Consider the following 19014-nt stretch of genomic DNA (forward strand, 5'->3'; position numbering starts at 1 on the left):
GTGCCCCGACGACGCCGTCCCGACCACGCGCGGATCACGTTCGCGCTCGACGACGTCGCGGGCGACGCGGGACCGGACCGGGACCCGGAACCGGACCCGAGCCCGGGCCCGGCCCCCGAGGAGGCCACCTCGTCTCGGACGATCGGCACCGGGCGTCGGCGCCTGCGTCTGGCGCTCGCGGGCGCGACCGCCGTCGGGCTCGTCGTCGCCGGGATGGCGGTCGTGGACGCCGCGTCGTCGCGCGGGTCGCTGGAGACGCTGCGCCGCTCCGTCGGGGGTGTCGAGCCCGTCGAGAGCACGCCGCGGGAGCTCTGGTCCACGGACGCGCAGACGAGCGGCGCCCTCGCCGCGCTGCCCGGCCTCCTCGTCGTCGTGCGCGACGACGAGGCGGTCGCCCACGACCTCGACTCCGGCGCGGTCCGCTGGACCGTGCCCCTCCCGCGCACGTCCCGCTGCGGCGGCGAGCTCGAGCTCGCGCTGACGTCCCCGGTGCCGGACGAGACGCTCGTGTGCGTCACCGACGACGTCCCCTCGCCGCTCGCGAGCCGGACGCTCCTCACGACGACCACCGGCGAGGCGGTCGACGGGACGGCGCCCTTCCCCGCCCCGCAGGTGACCGTGATCGACGCCGACGGCACCGCCACGACCCGGCCCCTGGACGCGTCGCGCGGCTGGTCGGCGCCGGGACCGGACGGCACGGTCGCCCGCTTCCGTCGCGTCGGCGACACGCCCGCCGCCCCGGTGCCGACCGACCCCTCGACGGGCCTGCCCACCGACCTGTCCGGGGGGCGCGCGGCCGTCGTCACGCTGGAGGACGCCCGGACCGGCGCCGTCCGCTGGGAGCACGAGCTGCCCTTCGTCGCCGAGGAGGGCGGGTGCGACCAGTACTCCGTCGCCGAGGACGCCACCTACGCCGACCTCGACGGCGGGACCGTCGTCCGCTCCGCCGGGCTCGTGGCCGTGCGGGGCTGCGGTGTCGACGCCCGGTTCACGCCCGAGGGCACCCGCGTCGACGACCCGGAGAAGCCCGCGGACGTGGTCGCGCAGCTCCCCGACGGCGCGCTCCTGCGCGCGGTCGGCCGCGGCTGGGCCGCGCCGGACGGTACCGGCGCGGCAGCCGTGCTCGAGCCGGACGGTGCCCTCCGGTGGGAGCCGACGGGCGAGGTGATCGTCCCGACCGCGACGGACGGGACCGCGGGCGACCTCGTGCTCACGCGCCAGGTCACGGACCTCGTCGCGCACGACGCGACCGGGCGCCCGCGCTGGGAGAACGCGGAGGTGAACTCCCCCGAGATCGCGTACGTCGTCGCGGACGGCGTCGCCGTCGTCCTCCAGGGCATGGGTTCGGTCCTCGTCGGGGTCGACGTGGAGACCGGGCGCACCCTGTGGACCCGCACGATCGACGAGCTGGTCGACGACGGCGCGGGGCCCGCCGTGGGCCCCGGGATGCTGCACGTCGGGCAGGCGTTCACCGACGGCGCCCGAGCACTCCTCGCCGTCTCGGCGTGGGAGGACGAGGAGCACAGCACGACACGGCTCGTCGCGCTCGACCTCCGTGACGGCGAGATCGGCTGGAGGAGCGACGCGGCGTCCAGCACCCGGTACGCCGCGGTCCAGGGCCGGCTGCTGCGGCTCGACCTGGGTGACGACCCGACGGTGACCCGCCTGGGCTGAGGCGCCGGACCGACGCTCAGCGCGCGAGCCACTCCTTGCGCTCCGCGGGCGGCAGCTTCTCGACGGCCGCACGCAGCACGTCGCGCGACATCGTGGCCGCCCGCTCCTCGAGGAACGCCCGCAGCCGCTCGGGCTCGACGTCGCCCGCGTGCCGGAGCATCCAGCCGACACCCTTCTGGACGTACGGCTCCGGGTCGTCGAGCAACATCGCCGACAGCCGGAACGTGTCGTCGACCTGGCCGCGCCGCAGGAACGCCGCCGTCGCGACGACGGCGGAGCGACGGCGCGGCCAGTCGGGCGCGCGCGCCAGGTCGTCGAGCACGTCGCGGGGTCGGTCGAGCAGCCACGTCCCCAGCACCTGGGACGCGGTGAGGTCCACGAGGTCCCACGTGTCGATGCGGTCGTGCCGGCGCAGCAAGAGCTCGACGAGCTCCGCGTGCCGCTCGACCGTCACGCGCCGGGCGGTCGCCGCCTTGCCCATGATCGAGCACCCGCCGGCCCGCACCTCGTGGACCCGGTCCTCGAGCAGCAGCTCGATCTGGTCGACCGGCAGGTCGAGGGCGTTCTTCGCGAGCACGAACACGTCGCCCATGCGCACCCCGGCGACGGTGCCGTCGCCCGAGAAGCTCCGGGCGGACGCGCGGCGCTGGGCCGCCGTCGCGCGGGCGAGCAGGTCGGCCCGGAAGTCGGTCGCCGTCGTGTACGGCGGCATCGTCCCTCTCCTCTCCTCCGGGCGCGAGCCCGGGGTCCTGTCGGCGTCGGGCGGCCCGTGGCCCCCGGCGGTCCTGCGGCTCAGCGCGGCGCCATGCGGATGGCGCCGTCGAGGCGGACCACCTCGCCGTTGAGCATCGGGTTCTCCACGATCGCGCGCACGAGGTGCGCGTACTCCTCCGGGCGCCCGAGCCGGCTCGGGTGCGGCACCTGCGCCCCGAGCGACTCCTGCGCCGCCTCGGGGAGCGACGCCATCATCGGGGTGCGGAAGATCCCGGGCGCGATCGTCATGACGCGGATCCGGTGCTGGGCGAGGTCGCGCGCGAGCGGCAGCGTGAGGCCGGCGACCCCGGCCTTGGACGCGGCGTAGGCCGCCTGCCCGACCTGGCCGTCGAACGCCGCGACCGACGCCGTCTGCACGACGACGCCGCGCTCCTCGCCGTCGGGGTCGGGACCGTCGGGACCGAGCGGGTCGAGGGCGAGCATGCGCTCCGCCGCGAGCCGGACGACGTTGAACGTGCCGACGAGGTTGACGTCGACGACGCAGCGGAACGCGTCGAGCGCGTGCACCCCGGACCGGCCGAGGACCCGCTGCGCGAGCACGATCCCGGCGCAGCTCACGACGACGCGCGCCCCACCGAGGGCGTCCGCGGCGTCCAGGGCCCGCGCGACGTCGTCCTCGCTCGTCACGTCCGTGGGGACGAACCGCGCCGCGTCGCCGAGCCCCGCGGCGACCGCCGCGCCGTCGGACGACGCCAGGTCGGCCAGCACGACGCGCGCGCCGGCAGCCACCAGGCCCTCCGCCGTCGCGCGCCCGAGGCCCGACGCCCCGCCCGTCACCAGCGCGACCGCGCCCTCGATCCGCATCTCTCATCCTCCGTCAGCCGTGCGGGCTCCGTCGCCCGCCCCGCTGACCGTACCCAGGTGGAGCCGCAGGTCGCGAGATCGACCCGCCCGGCGGCCTCCCGGACCACCCGGGCCGGGCCGCGCGGCCGCGGGCGCCCGGTGCGAGGCGCTCAGTGCGCCGGCATCTCCAGGCAGCCGCCGTCCGCGATCGGGCCGCCCGCCTCGAGCGTCACGGCGTCGGGCGCGACACCCCCGAACACGCAGCCGCCGGGCACCGCGACGCCCACGCCGACGGTCGTCGCGACCTCGCCGGACGCCGTCGTGCCCACGACCTGCACGGTCTCGAACCCCGCGGCGGCGAGCGCCGCCGCGACCTCGTCGGCGTCGACCGCCGAGCCGTCCGCGACCGGGTCGAGCGCGGCGCGGACGGCGGCCACCGAGCGGGCCGCCTCGGCGTCGCGCTCGGGCGTGCCCTGGCGCTGGCGGTACGCCTCGTTCGACGCGTCGAGCGTCGTCTCGCGCCCGGTCCCGGTGCCGGCCGACGCGCTCGCCGGGGCGCTCTCGACCGACCGCTCGGCGGAGGCGCCCCGCTGGTCGGCCCACGACCGCATCCCGACCGTCACGACGGCGAAGTACCCGACGACGCCCACAAACGCGAAGATCGCGATGCCCACGACCACGCCGACCACCGCCCGGGTCACGGGCGAGGTGGTGTCGGGGCCGTCGTCCGGTCCCCCGTCGTGTCCGTGGCCCGGGCCGTCGTCCGGCAGCCGCGTCGTCATGCCCCGAGTCTGTCCCGCGCGGGCGCGGGAGGCCACCGAGATTCCGCCGCTCCTACTGCTCGCGCGCGGCGCGGACGCCCTCGAGCCAGCGGTCGAACTCCTCCGCGAGCTCCTGCGGGGACATCCGGAGCGCCTCGGCCGGGCTCGTCGCCTCCCGGCCTGCGACGTACAACCGGCGCACCATGTCGGTCTTCGGGGTCCACGGGCGCATGGAGGCGTCCCTTCTCTCGGCTGCTGGCATCGCGCACATACTTCAGCACGCCACGGGCAGGCTCGCGCGCGCTCGACCGGGGTCGGGACGGGTTCCGCACGACGTCACACCCGCGGTGCGAGGATGGGACGGGCCCGGACGCGCCGGCGCCTCGCCCGAGGAGGTCCCATGAGCCTGTACGACATCCCGTTCGACGCCATGGACGGGACGACGCACACCCTGCGCGAGCACGCGGACGACGTCGTGCTGGTCGTCAACGTCGCGTCGCGGTGCGGGCTCGCGCCGCAGTACGCGACGCTCGAGGCGATGCAGGAGAAGTACCGCGACCGCGGGTTCACCGTGATCGGGTTCCCCAGCAACCAGTTCCTGCAGGAGCTCGGCAGCAACGAGGCGATCCAGGAGTTCTGCTCGCTCACGTACGGCGTCACGTTCCCCGTGGTGGACCGCGTGCGCGTCAACGGCCGTCACGCGCACCCGCTCTACGCGGAGCTCAAGAAGACGCCCGACGCGGACGGCAAGGCGGGGCGCGTCACGTGGAACTTCGAGAAGTTCCTCGTCCTGCCGGGCGGCGAGGTGCACCGGTTCCGGCCGCGCACCCTGCCCGACGACCCGGCGATCGTCGAGCTCGTCGAGACGCACCTCCCCCGCTGACCGCGCCCGCTCCGGCCCGCCCCGCCAGCGGTGGCTCAGCGGACCACGAGCGCCGGGTGCCGCGGGTCGTCGACCCGCACGACGACGTCCGCCACGTCCTCGGGACGGACCTCCTGCGCGTACCGGCCGTAGGCGGCGAGCGTCCACGCCGCGCCGGGCGCGGTGCGGCGCGCGAGCGTCGCGGGGCGCAGGGCGAGGTGCACGGTGAGGTCGAGCGCGAGGCCGAGGCCCAGGCAGAGCGCGCCGTCGAGCACGACGACGAGGCCCGGCTCGGCCTCGACGTACGCGGCGCGCGTCGACCGGCTCGTCGCGGGGTCGCGCAGGCTCGGCAGGTAGCGGCCGGTACCACCCGGCCCGACGGCGTCCAGCACCTCGCGCCGGAGCCCGGCCACGTCGACCCACTCGTCGAGAAGAGCGTCGGGGTCCTCGCGCCCGCGCTCGAGGCGCAGCGACGCGGGGCGCCAGAAGTCCTGCACGCGCACGCGCGCGACCGGGCGGCCCGCCGCGCGCAGCGGCGCGACAAGACGATCCGCGAGGTCCTCGGGCCGCGTGGAGGGGTGGCCGTCGACGAGGAGGCGGACCGCCCGGGGCTGCTCACGCCCGACGGCGAGCACGCGCTCGACCACCCGGTCCACGAGGACGTCCTCGCTCAGCGGCTCGACGCGCACCGGCTCGACCCGCCTCGGTTCGGCCCGCACCGTTCGACCCGCCCCTTCGACCGCACCGCGTCAGGATGCCACGGGCGGCGCGACCGGGTCCGCGCGCTCGGCCAGCCACGCGCGCGGCGAACGGCCGACCCGGTGGCTGAACGCGCGCGAGAACGCGGCGGGCGTCGCGTACCCGAGCTCGGTCGCGGTCCGGCTCACCGAGGCACCCGCCCGGAGCCGGTCCTGCGCGACGGTGAGGCGCCACCCGGTCACGTAGTCGCCGGGCGGCTGCCCGACGACGGCGGTGAACCGGGCCGCGAACGCGCTCCGCGACAGGTGCGCCGCGCGCGCCATCGACGCGAGCGTCCACGGCTCCCCCGGCGCCTCGTGCACCGCGACGAGCACGGGCGCGAGGCGCTCGTCGGCGAGGCCGGGGAGCAGCCCCGGCGGGAGCGCGAGGTCGTCGGCGTGGTCGAGGATCCACCGGAAGAGCTGCACGAGCACGACCTCGAAGAGCCGGTCGGCGAGGACGCGACGGCCGCAGCGGACGTCGTCGATCTCGCGGAAGAGCAGGTCGAGCGCGGGCTCGAGGCCCGCCACGTCGTCGAGCGGCAGCACGAGCACGGGCGGCAGCGTGCGCACGAGGGGGTGGGTGGCGCCGCCCTCGACGTCGAGCGTCGCGCACGCGAAGTCGGAGTCCTCGGTGGGCGCGTTGTGGAACGCGTGGTCGAGCGGGCGCGGGTAGAAGAGCAGGCTCGGGCGGTCGACGCTGCGGCGCTCGACCCGGCCGTCCGCGCCGACGTGGGTCATGTCCATCTCGCCCCGCCGGAGCACGTGCAGGAACCCGCGCCCGGGCCGCGCGTCGAACGTCGTGACGCCGCACAGCGGCCCGGTGTGGAAGAGGTGCGTGCGCACGCGGAACCGCTCGAGCAGGTGCGAGAGTCGGTCGACGGGAGCCATCGCCCCAGGATGCCAGACGATCGGACACGTTCCGAGGACGATTCGTTCCCCGTCGTCCGACGCGACCGACCAGGCTGGACGGCGTCGGCCCCGCCCGGGACCGGCGTCCCCGCACCCGGAGGAGATCACCGTGTCCCGTGTCCCCCTCGTCAGCCCCGAGTCCGCCACCGGCCCCGTCGCCGACGGGCTCGACCAGATCCGTGCCGCGTTCGGCGGCGTCCCGGCGATGTTCCGGGCGGTCGCGAACTCGCCCGCCGCCCTGCAGAGCATGTGGGGTGCGTTCGGCGCCCTCGGCACCGGCACGCTCGGCGCGGCCGTCGGCGAGCAGATCGCCGTCGCCGTCGCGAACCGGAACGCGTGCGCGTACTGCCTCGCCGCCCACACCGCGCTCGGGCGCAAGGCCGGCGTCGCGCGCGACGACCTCACCGCCGCGCAGGACGGCACCGCGTCCGACCCGCGCGTCGAGGCCCTGCTGCGCTTCGCGCTCGCCCTCGTCGACGCGCGCGGTCACGTGACCGCGCAGGACGTCCAGGCGGTGCGCGACGCGGGGTGGACCGACGAGCAGGTGGTCGAGGTCGTCGCGCACGTCGCGCTCAACCTGTTCACCAACTACGTCAACGTCGCGCTCGACGTCCCCGTCGACTTCCCCGCCGTCGGCCTGCGCCGCGCCGCCTGAGAGGAGCCACCGTGCCGTCCCGCCCCGCCGCACCGTCCCGCCCCGCCGCACCGTCCCGACCTGGCGACCCGCGCTCCCCCGTGCCAGCCCCGGGGCCCGCAAGCGCCGTCGTGCTGGAGGTGCGCACCGGCGAGGTGGGCACGGTGGCCCACCGCGGGCGCGACGTGCCGACGGCGTTCCGCAAGCAGCCGCGCCTCGGCCCCGTCGCGGTGGGGACGGAAGGGCTGGAAGGCGACGCGCAGGCCGACCGGCGCGTGCACGGCGGCCCCGAGAAGGCGTTGTGCGTGTACCCGGTCGAGCACTACGCGGCGTGGCGCGACGAGCTCGGCGCGGACCTCCCGCCCGGCGCGTTCGGGGAGAACCTCCTGACGCGCGGGCTCACCGAGGGCGACCTGCTGCTGGGCGACGTGCTCACGCTCGGGACGGCGACCCTCCAGGTGAGCATGCCGCGCCGCCCCTGCTACAAGCTCGCGGCGGTCCACGGCCTCGTCGACCTCCCGGACCGGGTCCAGGCGTCGGGCCGCACGGGCTGGTATCTGCGCGTGCTCACGCCCGGCACGGTGCGGGCGGGCGCGACCGCCGTCGTCGTCGACCGGCCGGCCCGGAGCGCGACGGTGCGGGAGGTCAACCGGGTGATGAACCTCGACCGCGACGACCTCCCGGCCGCCGCGGCGCTCGCCGCGCTCCCGACGCTGCCCGCGCGCTGGCGCGACACGCTCGCGCGCCGGCTCCGGGGCGGGACCGAGGACGACCGGGCGCGGCTGCGGGGGCCGCTCGCCGAGGGTCCGTAGCGCCCGCCGCTCAGGCGTGGGGCGGCGCACCGCCGTCGGATGCCGCGGCCTCGTCCCCGCGTGGCAGGCGGACGACGAGCAGGCACGTGTCGTCCTCGTCGCTGCGGCCCCCGGCCTGGTCGAGCAAGTGGTCCCGGACGGCGGCAGCGTCCGCGTCCGCCGGGGCGCGGCCGAGGGCCCGCGCGAGCTCCGCGACGCCCTCGCGCTGGCCCCGGGCGCGGGACTCCACGAGGCCGTCGGTGTACAGCACGAGAACGCTCCCGGCACGCGGTCGCAGCCGGGCGGCCGTGACGGGCCGGGGCGTGACGACCCCGATCGGCGTGGTGAGCGACTCGTCGAGCGGGCGGACGGCGCCGTCGGGCGTGCGGAGCAGGGGCGGCGGGTGGCCGGCCCGGCAGTAGACGAGCTCGCGCCCGCCGTCCGCGTCGGGCGGCCCGAGCGTCGCGACGACGCACGTCGCGACGTCCGCGAGGCCGAAGCGCTTCACGAGCCCGTCCAGGCGCTCGACGACCTCCTCGGGCGTCGTGCCGTCCGCCGCGACGGTGAGGAGCGCCGACCGGATCTGACCCATCGCGGCGGCGGCGTGCATGTCGTGCCCGACGACGTCCCCGACCACGAGCAGCACGCGGCCGTCGGGCAGCTCGATCGCCTCGAACCAGTCGCCGCCGACCGCCGCGGCTCCCACGGACGACCCACCTCCCGCGGGCCGGTAGACCACGGCCACGTCCAGCCCGTCGAGGGATCCGAGCCGCGGCAGCATGCGCGCCTGCAGGGTGTGCGCGGCGTCGCGCTCGCGCTCGTAGAGCCGCGCGTTGTCGAGCAGGAGGCCGATCCGGTGGCCGAGGTCCTCGAACATCACGGCGTCCTCGTCCTCGAAGAACCCGGGCTGCGCGCTGACCACGGCGAGCACGCCGACGATCCGGCCGCGGGCCCGCAGCCCGACGGACATCGCGGAGCCGAGCCCGAGCTCGTGCATGGCGGCGAGCTCCTCCTCGTCCGCGTGCGGCGAGACGAGGTCGGGCGTGACGTCGAACGGCCGCGCGAACCGCGCGCCGCCCCCGAGCACGTCGACCGCCGCGAGCGAGCGGTCCGCCCAGCCCGGTGTCCGGGACAGGCGCCGGGCGGCATCGGCGAGCGCCGGGTCGTGCGACGCGACGTCGGTGCGCGAGCGCCCACCCGGGTACGTCACGACGACCGCCCAGCACGAGAACACCTCGGCCACGGCCTGTGCCGCCTCGGCGAGCACGTCCTCCGTGCCGAGCAGCTCGCCGAGGCGCTCGACGATCCGGGTGGTCGTGGTCAGCCGATGGTTCGCGGAGATCGCGGCGTCGAGCGCCGCCTCGCGCGACCTCTCTGTCTCGACCCGGGCGGTGACGTCGGCCTGGACGCCCACGAAGTGCGTGAGGGTGCCGAGCTCGTCGTGCACGGGCGAGAGGGTGAGCTGGTTCCAGAACGGCGTGCCGTCCTTGCGGTAGTTGAGCAGCGTCTCGCCCGCCGTGGTGCCGCCGTCGACCGCGGCCCGGATCCTCGCGACCGCGTCGCGGTCGGTACCCGGGCCCTGGAGGAACCGACAGTTGGTGCCGAGCACCTCGTCCGCGGCGTAGCCGGTGGTCGCCGTGAACGCCGGGTTGACCCAGACCAGAGGCACCCCCGGGGCGCGGGCGTCCGCGATGGTGAACGAGACCTCGCTCGCAGACATCGCGCGCCGCTCGAGCGCGGCGGCGAGGCGCTCCGCCTCGGCCGGTGCGAGGGCGGCGCGCGCGGGGTCGGAGGGTGCGGAGGACGCGACCACAAGACGCCTCTCGGCTCGACGACGGGCGTCCTGTGCTCGAACGCCCGGAACACTGTCGCACGTCGCGACCGTCCGTGAGGACCCGCTCCGGGCGGGCGGCGGTGCGTCGGCCGCAGTTGTGCCCGACCGCCCGGCGGTCAGAATGGACACGTCCGGGAGACGAGGCGGAACCGCATGACAGTCGAGGCACGGGTCCTCGTGGTCGAGGACGACCGCATGCTCGCGGACATGCTCGTGGAGCTCCTCGGGAGCGAGGGCTACGCCGTCGAGGTCGCGCACGACGGCCAGCGCGGGCTCCACCTCGGCCTCACGCGCGAGTACGACCTGCTGCTCCTCGACCGTGGCCTGCCCGCCGTCGAGGGGCTCGACCTGCTCGCCCGGCTGCGCTCGCGCGGCGTCACGGCGCCCGCGCTCGTGCTGTCGGCGCTCGGCAACCCGGCCGACCGTGTGGCCGGCCTCGACGCCGGGGCCGAGGACTACGTGGGGAAGCCGTTCGACGTCGACGAGCTGCTGGCGCGGCTGCGCGCGCTGCGCCGGCGGGGCCAGGCGTCCCCGGCGGCGGGCGCGATCCGCCTCCCGGGCGGCACGCTCGACCTCGGGACCCGCCGCGTGACGACGGACGCAGGCACGACCGCCGACCTCTCGGCGCGCGAGGCCGCGCTCGCCGAGGTCCTCGCCCGGCACCCGCACCAGGTCTTCGGCCGGGACGAGCTGCTGGAGCGCGTGTTCCCCGAGGCGTCCGACCCGGGGGTCGTGGACACCTACGTGTACTACCTGCGCCGCAAGCTCGGCCGCCGCGCGGTCACGACCGTGCGCGGGCTGGGGTACCGGTGGGGCGCACTGTGATCACGGGCGCGGAGCGCGACCTCCTGCGGCGCACGAGCCGGCGCCTCGCGGTGCAGACGGGTCTCCTCGTGCTCGTGAGCCTGCTCGTGGTGGCGGCGGTCGTCCTCGCCGTGGTGGCTCGCGCGCTCGGCGAGGCGGACGACCGTCGGCTCGAGTCGGCGGCGTCGGCCGACGAGGTCACCGACGCGGGCCCAGGGATCTGGGTCGCCGTGGCCTCGCCGCGCGGGGTCGACGCGTCGCCCGGGATGCCGGCCGGCCTGCCCGACCTCGGTCTCGTCGAGCAGGTGGCACGCACGGGGACGAGCGCGCGGGAGCGGGTGACGACCTCGGCAGGCACGTTCGAGGTGCTCACGGTGGAGCGTCGGGACGGCGTCGTCCAGGCCGTCCTCGACCCGTCCGAGACGCGCGAGGAGCTGGCGCGCCTCCTCCTCGCGCTCGGTGTCGCGACGGCCGTCGGGGTCGTGCTCGCCACCGTCGGGGGCTGGTGGCTCGGGCGTCGCGCCGTCCTCCCCACGGCGCAGGCCCTCGCGATGCAGCGGCGCTTCGTGGCGGACGCGAGCCACGAGCTGCGGACCCCCCTCACCCTGCTCTCGACGCGCGCGCAGCTCCTGCGTCGCCGGCTCGAACGACCGGGCCCGGGGACGGCGGAGCAGGTGGCGCGCGACGTCGACGGGCTCCTCGAGGACACGGCCGCGCTCAGCGACGTGCTCGACGACCTGCTGACGGCCGCGGACACGCGGTCCGTGGACCTCGTACCCGTCGACCTCGCGGCGCTGGCCGACGCCGTCGTGCGCTCGGCCGAGGCGCGCGCGGCGTCGCGCTCCGTCGCGCTGCGGCGCGCGGGGACGGACGACCTCACGGTCGCGGGGGCGCCGGCCGCGCTGCGCCGCGCGCTCACCGCGCTCGTGGACAACGCGGTCGACCACGCGACGCACGAGGTCGTCGTCACGGTGCGGCGCGCCGGGTCGGCCGCGCAGGCGCTCGTCGACGACGACGGACCCGGGCTGGGCGAGGACGCCGGCGACCTGTTCGCACGCTTCGCCTCGCGCCGCCCCGGGCCGGCACCCGACGAGGGCGGGCGCCGCCACTACGGGCTGGGGCTCGCGCTCGTCGCGGAGGTCGCGGCCCAGCACGCGGGCACCGTGGAGGCGACGAACCGCCCCGACGCACCGCACGGGGCCCGTCTCGTGCTCACGCTGCCGCTCGGCCCGCCGGCCCGTCGCTGACGACCGTCCCGTCCGGGAGGACGGCGAGCACGAGGGCGGCCCCCTGGTCCACCGCCCACGCGACCCCCTCCTCGCCCAGCGCGAGGACGCTCGTCGCGAGGACGTCGGCGGTCGTGAGGTCGGGCGCGACGACGGTCGCCGACAGGAGCCCGCGCGCGGCGGCACCCGTGCGCCCGTCCCACACGTGGAGACCGCGCTCGTACGTCCCCGACGTCGCCACCGCGCCGTCGTGCAGCTCGACCCGCGCCACGAGCCCGTCCACGCGCGCCGGGGAGCGCACGCCCACCACCCAGGGCCGGCCGGGCTCCGGCCCGCCACGGACGGCGACGTCCCCGCCGGCGTTGAGGCACAGGTCGGAGAACCCCGCGGCGACGAGCCGGTCCACCGCGCGCTGCGCGGCCCAGCCCTTGACGACGCCGTCGGTGTCGAGCGTGCCGTCCGGCCGGTGCACGTCGAACGCGCCACCGCTCGCGACGCGCGCGGCCTCCGCGAGGTCGAGCACCTCGCGCAGGTCCCGGGAGGGGCGCGCGACGAGCCCGCGCCGGTGGCGGGACAGCTCGCTGTCCGCGCGTCGCCCGCTGAACCGCGCGTCCGCGGCGTGGAGCACCGCGAACGCCGCGCGGGCGGCAGCCTGCGCACGCTCGTCGTCGGGCGCGCGCAGGTCCAGCGACATCGGCAGCCCCATGACCGTCTCCGTCCGGCGCACCGTCAGCCCCGCGCGTCGATCGCGGCCTGGAGGGACTCGCGGTAGCCCTCGGAGGTGTAGGTCGCCCCGGAGACGGTGTCGATGCGCGCGGACTGCGCCCGCACGGCCTCCTGCGCGAGCAGCGGCGTGGCGCGCGCGGAGATCTGGGAGCTCTCTCCCCCGCTGGGCGACCGCACGGTCTGCACCGCGTCGAGGTGCGTCCCGGTGAACGTCACCGCGACCTGCACCGGCCCGTACCGCGTCTGGACGACCGGCCCCGTCACGGTCGCCCGCGTCGGGTCGGGCGTGCCGGTGCCCGGGCTCGCCGGGGACGTGCCCGGGTCCGTCGAGCCCGCGGTGGAGGGGGCCGGCGTCGGGGTCGTGGGGGTCACGGGCTCCGACCCCGCGACGACGGCGGCGGGACCAGCCGACGTCGCGGACCCGTCCCCGGCGAGGCCCGGCACCCCGCCGTACCGCGCGAGCGCGGCGGCCCCGAGCGCGAGCACGCTGCCCGCGTAGACGATCGTCCCTCTCCAGCGGCGTCCGGTCATGACAGGCTCAGCTCCTCGTGGTGGACGGCGGACCGCGGCACGCCCGCGCGGCGTGCCGAGTCCTCGACGGTGGCGACCATCGCGGGCGGACCGCACACGAACACGTCGCGCGACGCGATGTCGGGGACCAGGGCGTCGAGCCGCCCCGGGCCCAGGGGGTCGTACCCGAGGTCGGCCCGGCGGCCCACGACGGGCAGGTACGTGAGCGGCGCGTCGGCGAGCTCGTGGCCGAGGCCGAGGTCCGCCCGGGACCGGGCGCGGTGCACGACGACGACGTCGTGACCGCGCGCGACCAGGTCCTCCGCGAGCGCCCGCACGGGCCCGACGCCCGCGCCCCCGGCGACGAGCAGCACACCGCGGCGTCGCGCCCGGGCGGCGGTGAAGCGGCCGAACGGTCCCTCGAGGAGCACGCGCGTCCCCGGCCGCAGGTGGGCCACCGCGCGCGAGTGGTCGCCCAGGCCACCGACGGTGAAGCGCAGGTGCTCGCCGTCGGGCGCGACGGAGACCGAGTAGGGGTGGGCGGTGACGACGTGGCCCCGCGCGAGGAAGCGCACGAGGAAGAACTGGCCCGCCCGTGCCCCGGCGTCCGCGAGCGCCGGACCCGACACCCACACGCTCGTCATCCCCCCGGCTTCCGGCACGACCGCGCTCACCCGCGGCGCGTCCCGGAGCACGCCCAGGAGCGGCAGCACCACGCGCCACGTGAGCAGGGCCGCGGCGGTGCCCGCGTAGAGGAGCACCCAGGCGGCGCGGGCCGTCGGGTCGGCGACGAAGTGCGCGCCCGCCGTGACCTGGTGCGCGAACGTGAGGTACACCCCGGCGTAGATCGTCAGGTGCACGAGGAACCACGCCTCGTACGACAGGTGCCGCCGCACGAGGCGCGCGCCGGACACCCCCACGACCACGAACAGGCCGGTGCCGACCAGCGCCGCCGTCATGTCCGGCTCCGCCAGCACGAGGGTGAGCGCCTGCCACCAGGACGCGGCCTGCGCCGGCAGGGCGGTCCCGGCCACCATGAGGAGCGTGTGCGTGAGGACGAGGAGCACGACGGCCGTCCCGAGGACGCGGTGCCACGCGACGAGCCGGTCCAGGCCCACCGCACGCTCGAACCAGGGCACGCGCCCGACGAGGAGCAGCTGGGCGCAGACCAGCACCGACGCGACGAGCCCCACGAGCTCCCCCACGCCGGTGAGCGCGCCGGCCGGGGGCGCCCCGGCGGACGGCGGCGTGCCCCGCCACCAGAACGCGACGACGAGCACGAGGACACCGACCAGCGCCGCCCGCAGGACGACCGCGCCCGGAGCGGGTGCGCCCGCTCCGCGCCGTGCCCGGGCCGTGGCCCGGTCCTGGGGCTGCGCCTGCTGGGCCGACGTCCGGCGCGTCGTGAGGATGCTCATGCGAGACAGCGTGCCCGCCGATTCTCAGAGCATTCTCGGAGACGGTGCCGGGGGTCCGGGGTCCGATCCTCTCGTCCGCCCGTGGGCGGGTGGACGCCGGGTCTCAGCGGGACGACGCCGCCGGCACGAGCGGCTCGCCGACCTCCGCGGCGGATGCCGACCGGGACGGTCCGGGCGGCGTCTCGTCCCTGCCCGGGCGGGTGGCGAGCAGCGCCCACAGGATGCACGCGAGGTCGACGACCTCCTGGAGCCACGCCCCCGCGAGCGCGGGGAGCCGCCCCGTCGCGGCCACGACCATGAGCAGCCCGGACAGGGCGACCCCGATGCCGATGGCCTGCCACGCGACCCGCACGGTGCGGCGGCCGATCCGCACGGCGCCGACGGTGCGCGCGAGGTCGTCGCGGACGACGACGGCGTCCGCGGACTCGGTCGCCGCCGTCGAGCCCCGTGCGCCCATGGCCATGCCGACGTCGGCCACCGCGAGGACCGGGGCGTCGTTCACGCCGTCCCCGACCATCATCACGGGGCGGTCCGGCAGCGCACGCACCGCGTCGACCTTGCCCTGCGGGAGGAGGCCGGCGCGCACGTCGTCGATGCCCACCTGGTCCGCGACGTGCCGGGCGGTCGCCGCGCCGTCGCCGGTGAGCATGACGGTGGTCCGCACGCCCGCGGCGTGGAGGGCGGCGACGGTGGGGCGGGCCTCGGCCCGCAGCTCGTCGGCGAGGAGCACGGTCCCGGCGTACGCGCCGTCGACGCCCACGTGGACGGCGCTGCGGCCCGCGCCGGGCACGGGGACGCCCGCGGGCGCGCCCGCGGTGACGAAGGCCAGCCGACCGACCGCCACCGCGTGGCCGTCCACCGTCGCGCGGGCTCCCCGGGCGGTCTCCTCCGTCGCGTCCCGTGCGGCGGGCAGCGCGAGGTCCCGCTCCTGGGCCGCGCGGACGATCGCCGCCGCGAGCGGGTGCACCGAGTACTGCTCGACGGCGGCCGCGAGCGCGAGCACGCGGTCCGGCGTGCGGTCGCCCGCGGGCAGGACCTCCACGACGACCGGCGCCCCGTGGGTCAGCGTGCCCGTCTTGTCGAACGCGACGGTGCGCACGCGCGAGAGCTGTTCGAGCGTGCCCGCCGACTTCACGATGATCCCGTTCCGGGCCGCGCGGGACATGCCGGACATGAAGGCGACCGGGGCCGCGATGATCAGCGGGCACGGCGTCGCGACGACGAGGACCTCGGCGAAGCGGGTCGCCTCGCCGCTGAGCGCCCACGCTGCGCCCGCGAGCGCGAGGGCGGCGACCGTGAACGGCACCGCCACCCGGTCGGCGAGGCGCACGAACGGCGCCTTGGACTCCTGCGCCTGCTTCACGAGCTCGACGATCGCCTGGTACTGCGATCCCGCGGCCGTCGCGGTCGCCCGGACCTGCGCCGCTCCGCCGCCGTTGACCGACCCGGACAGCACGGTGTCCCCGCGCCGGTGCTCCACGGGGAGCGACTCCCCGGACAGCGACGACTCGTCGAGCGTGGCCGCCGTGCTGAGCAGGACGCCGTCCACCGGGACGACCTCACCGGGCCGCACCCACACCTCGTCGCCGGGGCGCACGTCGTCGACGGGGACGTCCTCGAGCTCCCCGCCGGGCCCGGCCCGGTGGGCGACGCGCGGGGCGCCGGCCAGCAGGCTCGAGAGCTCGCGCCGCGCGCGCCCGTTCGCGTAGTCCTCGAGCGCCTCGCCGCCCGAGAGCATGAGGCACACCACGAGCGCGGCCCAGTACTCCCCCACGAGCACCGTGGCCGTGACGGACAGGACGGCCAGCAGGTCGACGCCGTACGCGCCCGCCCGCAGGTCCGCCACCATCCCGCGCGCCCGGACCACGACGAGAACGAGCGCGAACGCCGAGACCACGACCTGGGCCGAGCGGTCCGGACCCCAGGCCTCGAGCACGCCGCCGAGACCGCCCACCGCCACCGTGGCGACCACCCACGGGTAGCGCCGGGCGGCCTCCGTCACGCGGTGGCCCGGTCCGGTCATGCCTCCAGGGTGGGCAGACGCCGAGACCTGGCGGTAGGGCCGAACGGCCGCGACCGCAAGGGACCAGCGGGCACCGTCCGGCGGGTCAGCGGGTCAGCGGGTCAGCGGGTAAGTGGTCAGCGGTCAGCGGGTCAGACGACCGGCAGGCGCAGCGCCTCCCCGAGCGGGACCGACGGGCCCTGGAACGGCACGACGTCCTGCTCGCACGTGGCGCCGTCGGTCGCGTCGAGGTCCACGAGGTACCGCGCGACGGCGTCGTCCGCGCACGCGCTCTTGCCGATGATCGTGTGGCCCCAGCCCTCGACGGTGAGCACGCGGGCGTCGGGCCAGCGGTCCGCGTAGGGCTGCGTGAACCCGTACGGCGTCGCGGGGTCGAACCGGGTGCCGACCACGAGGACGGGGGCGTCCGTCGTCTGGTCCCACGGGCCCGTGAACGCGTCGCGGTCCTCGACGGGCACGAACTCGCACTGGACGCCCACCCAGCCGCGGAAGCGCCCGAAGTGCGGGTACTGCGCGTCGAGCGCGTCGACCTTCGCGGGGTACTGCCACGGCCGGCCGGGGGTCGTCGTGTCGACGCACAGGCTCGCGAGCGCGCCGCCGACGGACGCGTAGTCCTCGGCGAAGCCCGCGCGGCGGAGCAGCTCCCCCAGCGAGGGCAGCGCACCGAGCGTGCGCTGGCGGTCCGCAGCCGCGGGCGGCTCGACGGCGCCGCTCAGCACGGCGAGCGACGCGAGCGTGAGGTCGAGGTCGCCCCACGCGGCGGGCTCGTACAGGTACTGGAAGACGAGCGCCACCGTGTCCGGGTACCCGACGCGCACGCTCGTGCCGTCGGGGAGCGGCACGTCGACGGGCGCCTCGCGGAGCGCGGCGTAGGTCGCCTCGACGACGTCGGCCGGGTCGCCGAGCGACGCGAGCGCGCACGCCGACGGCCCCGTCTCGGAGCACAGCCGCGTGAACTCGCCGAACGTCTCGGTCGCGCCGGCGGCCTGCCCGATCCGGGCGCCGATCAGCTCGCGCGACCCGACGCCCGACCACGCGTCGACGTCCATCGTGCCGTCGAGCACGAGGGCGCGGACGCGGTCCGGGAACAGCGCCCCGTACGTCGCGCCGAGCACCGTGCCGTAGGAGTACCCCACGTAGCTGAGCTGCTCGTCGCCCACCGCCTGGCGCAGCAGGTCCATGTCGCGCGCGACGTTCGCCGTCGACGCGTGCGCGATCCGGTCGCCCGAGAACAGCGTGCAGGACGCCCCGAACGCCGCCATCTGGCCGAGGTAGCGCGTCTCCTCGCGGTCGGTCACGGGGAACGCGGGCAGGCCCGCGAGGAACGCGTTCTCCCGCTCCTGGTCGCGGAAGCACGTCGCGGGGTCGGACGTCCCGACGGCGCGCGGGTCGAACCCGATGACGTCGAACCGCGCGAGCACGTCGTCGTCGAAGAGCGATCCCCCGAGCAGGTGCAGCGTCTCGACGCCCGGACCGCCGGGGCCGCCGAAGTTGGTGAACAGGCTCCCGATCCGCTGCTCGGGGTCGGACGCCGGGAGCCGCGTCAGGCCGATGGTCGTCGTGCGGCCGTGGGGGCGGTCGTAGTCGGTCGGCACCTGCGCGGTCGCGCACTCGAACGCCTCGAGGCCGTCGCCGTCGCAGGGGCCCCACGCGATCTCGGGCACGGGTGCCTCGACCTGGGCGGCCGTCGTCGTGGCGGGTCCGGTGCGGGCCGACGCCGTGGCGGCGTCGGTGCGGGCTGGCTCACCCCCCGGGCCCGCGACGGCCGCGGCGGGTACCCCGCCGAGCAGGAGGACCGCCGCCAGCGACGAGGCGGCGGCGCGGACGGTTCGTGTCGTCATCGATCGCGAAGTCATCGCTCCCCATCCGACCACGGGCCCGCGAGGAGCGCACCCGGGCCGACGCGCGGCACGGTCACCGGTCCTCCCGGGAGCGGTGGCAGGGATTTCCGTTGCCCTCGGTCGTGCGCCCGTCGAGAGTGTCGGCATGCTGATCAGACGCGAGCGCCCGTCGGACGTCCAGTCGATCCGGGCCGTCACCGTGGACGCCTTCTCCGCGGTCGAGCATGCCGCGCCGTCGGTCGAGCCCGACGGCGCACCCGGCGAGGCCACCCTGGTCGGGTGGCTGCGGGAGGACCCGGGGTGGATACCGGAGCTGTCGCTGGTCGCCGAGACCAGGTCTCACGACCCCCAGGTGGTCGGGCACGTCGTCGCCACGCGCGGGCAGCTCGGGGGCCGGCCGGCGCTCGGTCTCGGACCGCTCAGTGTCCGTCGCGACCACCAGCGGCGCGGCGTGGGTTCCGCGCTGATGCACACGATCCTCGGTGCGGCGGACGCCCTCGGTGAACCGGTCGTGGTCCTGCTCGGGGAGCCGGCGCTCTACTCCCGGTTCGGGTTCGTGCCCGCGAGCGCCCTGGGCATCGAGGCTCCCGAGCCGGCGTGGGGGGACTACTTCCAGGCGCGTGCCCTGAGCGCCTGGCGCGGCGAGCACGCCGGGCGGTTCACCTACGCCGCCCCGTTCGACCGCCTGTGAGACAGGTCCACGA

Annotated in this window: 19 protein-coding genes; 7 read left to right on the plus strand and 12 right to left on the minus strand. The window is 76.9% G+C overall.

Annotated features, from left to right (window positions below; translation table 11 throughout):
* Entirely contained in the window at window positions 1–1674 is a 1674-nt protein-coding gene (locus RDI86_RS08280) for a PQQ-binding-like beta-propeller repeat protein (RefSeq protein WP_308821140.1), read from the plus strand.
* A gap of 16 nt (window positions 1675–1690) precedes the next feature.
* Here the strand turns inward: RDI86_RS08280 and RDI86_RS08285 are convergent, their stop codons facing one another.
* The 4 genes from RDI86_RS08285 to RDI86_RS08300 form a co-directional block, all read right to left on the minus strand.
* Window positions 1691–2386, minus strand: a complete 696-nt coding sequence (locus tag RDI86_RS08285; RefSeq protein WP_114553507.1) for a DNA alkylation repair protein — start codon at window positions 2384–2386, stop codon at window positions 1691–1693.
* An 80-nt stretch (window positions 2387–2466) separates the two neighbouring features.
* Window positions 2467–3252, minus strand: a complete 786-nt coding sequence (locus RDI86_RS08290; RefSeq protein ID WP_308821141.1) for an SDR family NAD(P)-dependent oxidoreductase — start codon at window positions 3250–3252, stop codon at window positions 2467–2469.
* Between the two features lie 149 nt (window positions 3253–3401).
* Window positions 3402–4013 (minus strand): DUF6993 domain-containing protein, encoded by a 612-nt coding sequence (locus RDI86_RS08295; protein ID WP_308821142.1) that lies wholly within the window; start codon window positions 4011–4013, stop codon window positions 3402–3404.
* 52 nt (window positions 4014–4065) lie between these two features.
* Window positions 4066–4224 (minus strand): hypothetical protein, encoded by a 159-nt coding sequence (locus RDI86_RS08300; protein ID WP_021483806.1) that lies wholly within the window; start codon window positions 4222–4224, stop codon window positions 4066–4068.
* Window positions 4225–4392: 168 nt separating this feature from the next.
* Between RDI86_RS08300 and RDI86_RS08305 the strand changes: the two genes are divergently transcribed.
* Window positions 4393–4875, plus strand: a complete 483-nt coding sequence (locus RDI86_RS08305) for a glutathione peroxidase (RefSeq protein WP_086150054.1) — start codon at window positions 4393–4395, stop codon at window positions 4873–4875.
* Window positions 4876–4910: 35 nt separating this feature from the next.
* Here the strand turns inward: RDI86_RS08305 and RDI86_RS08310 are convergent, their stop codons facing one another.
* A complete protein-coding gene (locus RDI86_RS08310; RefSeq protein WP_308821143.1) occupies window positions 4911–5543 on the minus strand; it encodes a uridine kinase in 633 nt (210 codons plus the stop codon).
* 60 nt (window positions 5544–5603) lie between these two features.
* Window positions 5604–6482 (minus strand): AraC family transcriptional regulator, encoded by an 879-nt coding sequence (locus RDI86_RS08315; protein ID WP_308821144.1) that lies wholly within the window; start codon window positions 6480–6482, stop codon window positions 5604–5606.
* Window positions 6483–6612: 130 nt separating this feature from the next.
* On the opposite strand from RDI86_RS08315, the gene RDI86_RS08320 reads away from it, so the two are divergent.
* Complete coding sequence (locus RDI86_RS08320) at window positions 6613–7158, plus strand: carboxymuconolactone decarboxylase family protein (RefSeq protein ID WP_076404221.1); 546 nt, start codon at window positions 6613–6615, stop codon at window positions 7156–7158.
* A gap of 143 nt (window positions 7159–7301) precedes the next feature.
* Entirely contained in the window at window positions 7302–7949 is a 648-nt protein-coding gene (locus tag RDI86_RS08325; RefSeq protein ID WP_308821145.1) for an MOSC domain-containing protein, read from the plus strand.
* A 10-nt stretch (window positions 7950–7959) separates the two neighbouring features.
* Here RDI86_RS08325 and RDI86_RS08330 read toward each other — a convergent pair whose 3' ends face one another.
* Window positions 7960–9741 (minus strand): SpoIIE family protein phosphatase, encoded by a 1782-nt coding sequence (locus RDI86_RS08330; protein ID WP_308821146.1) that lies wholly within the window; start codon window positions 9739–9741, stop codon window positions 7960–7962.
* Between the two features lie 174 nt (window positions 9742–9915).
* On the opposite strand from RDI86_RS08330, the gene RDI86_RS08335 reads away from it, so the two are divergent.
* Window positions 9916–10587, plus strand: a complete 672-nt coding sequence (locus RDI86_RS08335) for a response regulator transcription factor (RefSeq protein WP_043652826.1) — start codon at window positions 9916–9918, stop codon at window positions 10585–10587.
* Window positions 10572–11813, plus strand: a complete 1242-nt coding sequence (locus tag RDI86_RS08340) for a HAMP domain-containing sensor histidine kinase (RefSeq protein ID WP_143311052.1) — start codon at window positions 10572–10574, stop codon at window positions 11811–11813. The genes RDI86_RS08335 and RDI86_RS08340 overlap by 16 nt, the downstream gene beginning before the upstream one ends.
* On the opposite strand, the gene RDI86_RS08345 is transcribed toward RDI86_RS08340, so the two are convergent.
* The 5 genes from RDI86_RS08345 to RDI86_RS08365 all read right to left on the minus strand — a co-directional run bounded on the left by RDI86_RS08345 (window position 11779) and on the right by RDI86_RS08365 (window position 18310).
* A complete protein-coding gene (locus RDI86_RS08345) occupies window positions 11779–12498 on the minus strand; it encodes an FAD:protein FMN transferase (RefSeq protein ID WP_076404591.1) in 720 nt (239 codons plus the stop codon). The genes RDI86_RS08340 and RDI86_RS08345 overlap by 35 nt on opposite strands.
* 23 nt (window positions 12499–12521) lie before the next feature.
* A complete protein-coding gene (locus tag RDI86_RS08350; RefSeq protein WP_308821147.1) occupies window positions 12522–13049 on the minus strand; it encodes an FMN-binding protein in 528 nt (175 codons plus the stop codon).
* Window positions 13046–14446 (minus strand): ferredoxin reductase family protein, encoded by a 1401-nt coding sequence (locus tag RDI86_RS08355; RefSeq protein WP_308821148.1) that lies wholly within the window; start codon window positions 14444–14446, stop codon window positions 13046–13048. The genes RDI86_RS08350 and RDI86_RS08355 overlap by 4 nt, the downstream gene beginning before the upstream one ends.
* A 103-nt stretch (window positions 14447–14549) precedes the next feature.
* The gene (locus RDI86_RS08360; RefSeq protein WP_308821149.1) at window positions 14550–16469 is read right to left on the minus strand and encodes a heavy metal translocating P-type ATPase; all 1920 of its coding nucleotides are present in this window, start codon (window positions 16467–16469) and stop codon (window positions 14550–14552) included.
* 131 nt (window positions 16470–16600) lie between these two features.
* Window positions 16601–18310, minus strand: a complete 1710-nt coding sequence (locus RDI86_RS08365; protein WP_308821150.1) for an alpha/beta hydrolase — start codon at window positions 18308–18310, stop codon at window positions 16601–16603.
* A gap of 145 nt (window positions 18311–18455) precedes the next feature.
* Here RDI86_RS08365 and RDI86_RS08370 point away from each other — a divergent pair, with 145 nt between their 5' ends.
* Entirely contained in the window at window positions 18456–19001 is a 546-nt protein-coding gene (locus RDI86_RS08370; protein WP_168944981.1) for a GNAT family N-acetyltransferase, read from the plus strand.
* The last annotated feature ends 13 nt before the right edge of the window (window positions 19002–19014 follow it).

Source organism: Cellulosimicrobium sp. XJ-DQ-B-000, from assembly GCF_031119065.1.
GTDB lineage: Bacteria > Actinomycetota > Actinomycetes > Actinomycetales > Cellulomonadaceae > Cellulosimicrobium > Cellulosimicrobium funkei.

Coding starts and splice junctions, on each gene's coding strand:
- RDI86_RS08360 (WP_308821149.1), bottom strand. CDS start 16,469: ATGACCGGACCGGGCCACCGCGTGACGGAGGCCGCCCGGCGCTACCCG.
- RDI86_RS08335 (WP_043652826.1), top strand. CDS start 9,916: ATGACAGTCGAGGCACGGGTCCTCGTGGTCGAGGACGACCGCATGCTC.
- RDI86_RS08285 (WP_114553507.1), bottom strand. CDS start 2,386: ATGCCGCCGTACACGACGGCGACCGACTTCCGGGCCGACCTGCTCGCC.
- RDI86_RS08300 (WP_021483806.1), bottom strand. CDS start 4,224: ATGCGCCCGTGGACCCCGAAGACCGACATGGTGCGCCGGTTGTACGTC.
- RDI86_RS08370 (WP_168944981.1), top strand. CDS start 18,456: ATGCTGATCAGACGCGAGCGCCCGTCGGACGTCCAGTCGATCCGGGCC.
- RDI86_RS08365 (WP_308821150.1), bottom strand. CDS start 18,310: ATGACGACACGAACCGTCCGCGCCGCCGCCTCGTCGCTGGCGGCGGTC.
- RDI86_RS08350 (WP_308821147.1), bottom strand. CDS start 13,049: ATGACCGGACGCCGCTGGAGAGGGACGATCGTCTACGCGGGCAGCGTG.
- RDI86_RS08295 (WP_308821142.1), bottom strand. CDS start 4,013: ATGACGACGCGGCTGCCGGACGACGGCCCGGGCCACGGACACGACGGG.
- RDI86_RS08305 (WP_086150054.1), top strand. CDS start 4,393: ATGAGCCTGTACGACATCCCGTTCGACGCCATGGACGGGACGACGCAC.
- RDI86_RS08345 (WP_076404591.1), bottom strand. CDS start 12,498: ATGGGGCTGCCGATGTCGCTGGACCTGCGCGCGCCCGACGACGAGCGT.
- RDI86_RS08315 (WP_308821144.1), bottom strand. CDS start 6,482: ATGGCTCCCGTCGACCGACTCTCGCACCTGCTCGAGCGGTTCCGCGTG.
- RDI86_RS08290 (WP_308821141.1), bottom strand. CDS start 3,252: ATGCGGATCGAGGGCGCGGTCGCGCTGGTGACGGGCGGGGCGTCGGGC.
- RDI86_RS08355 (WP_308821148.1), bottom strand. CDS start 14,446: ATGAGCATCCTCACGACGCGCCGGACGTCGGCCCAGCAGGCGCAGCCC.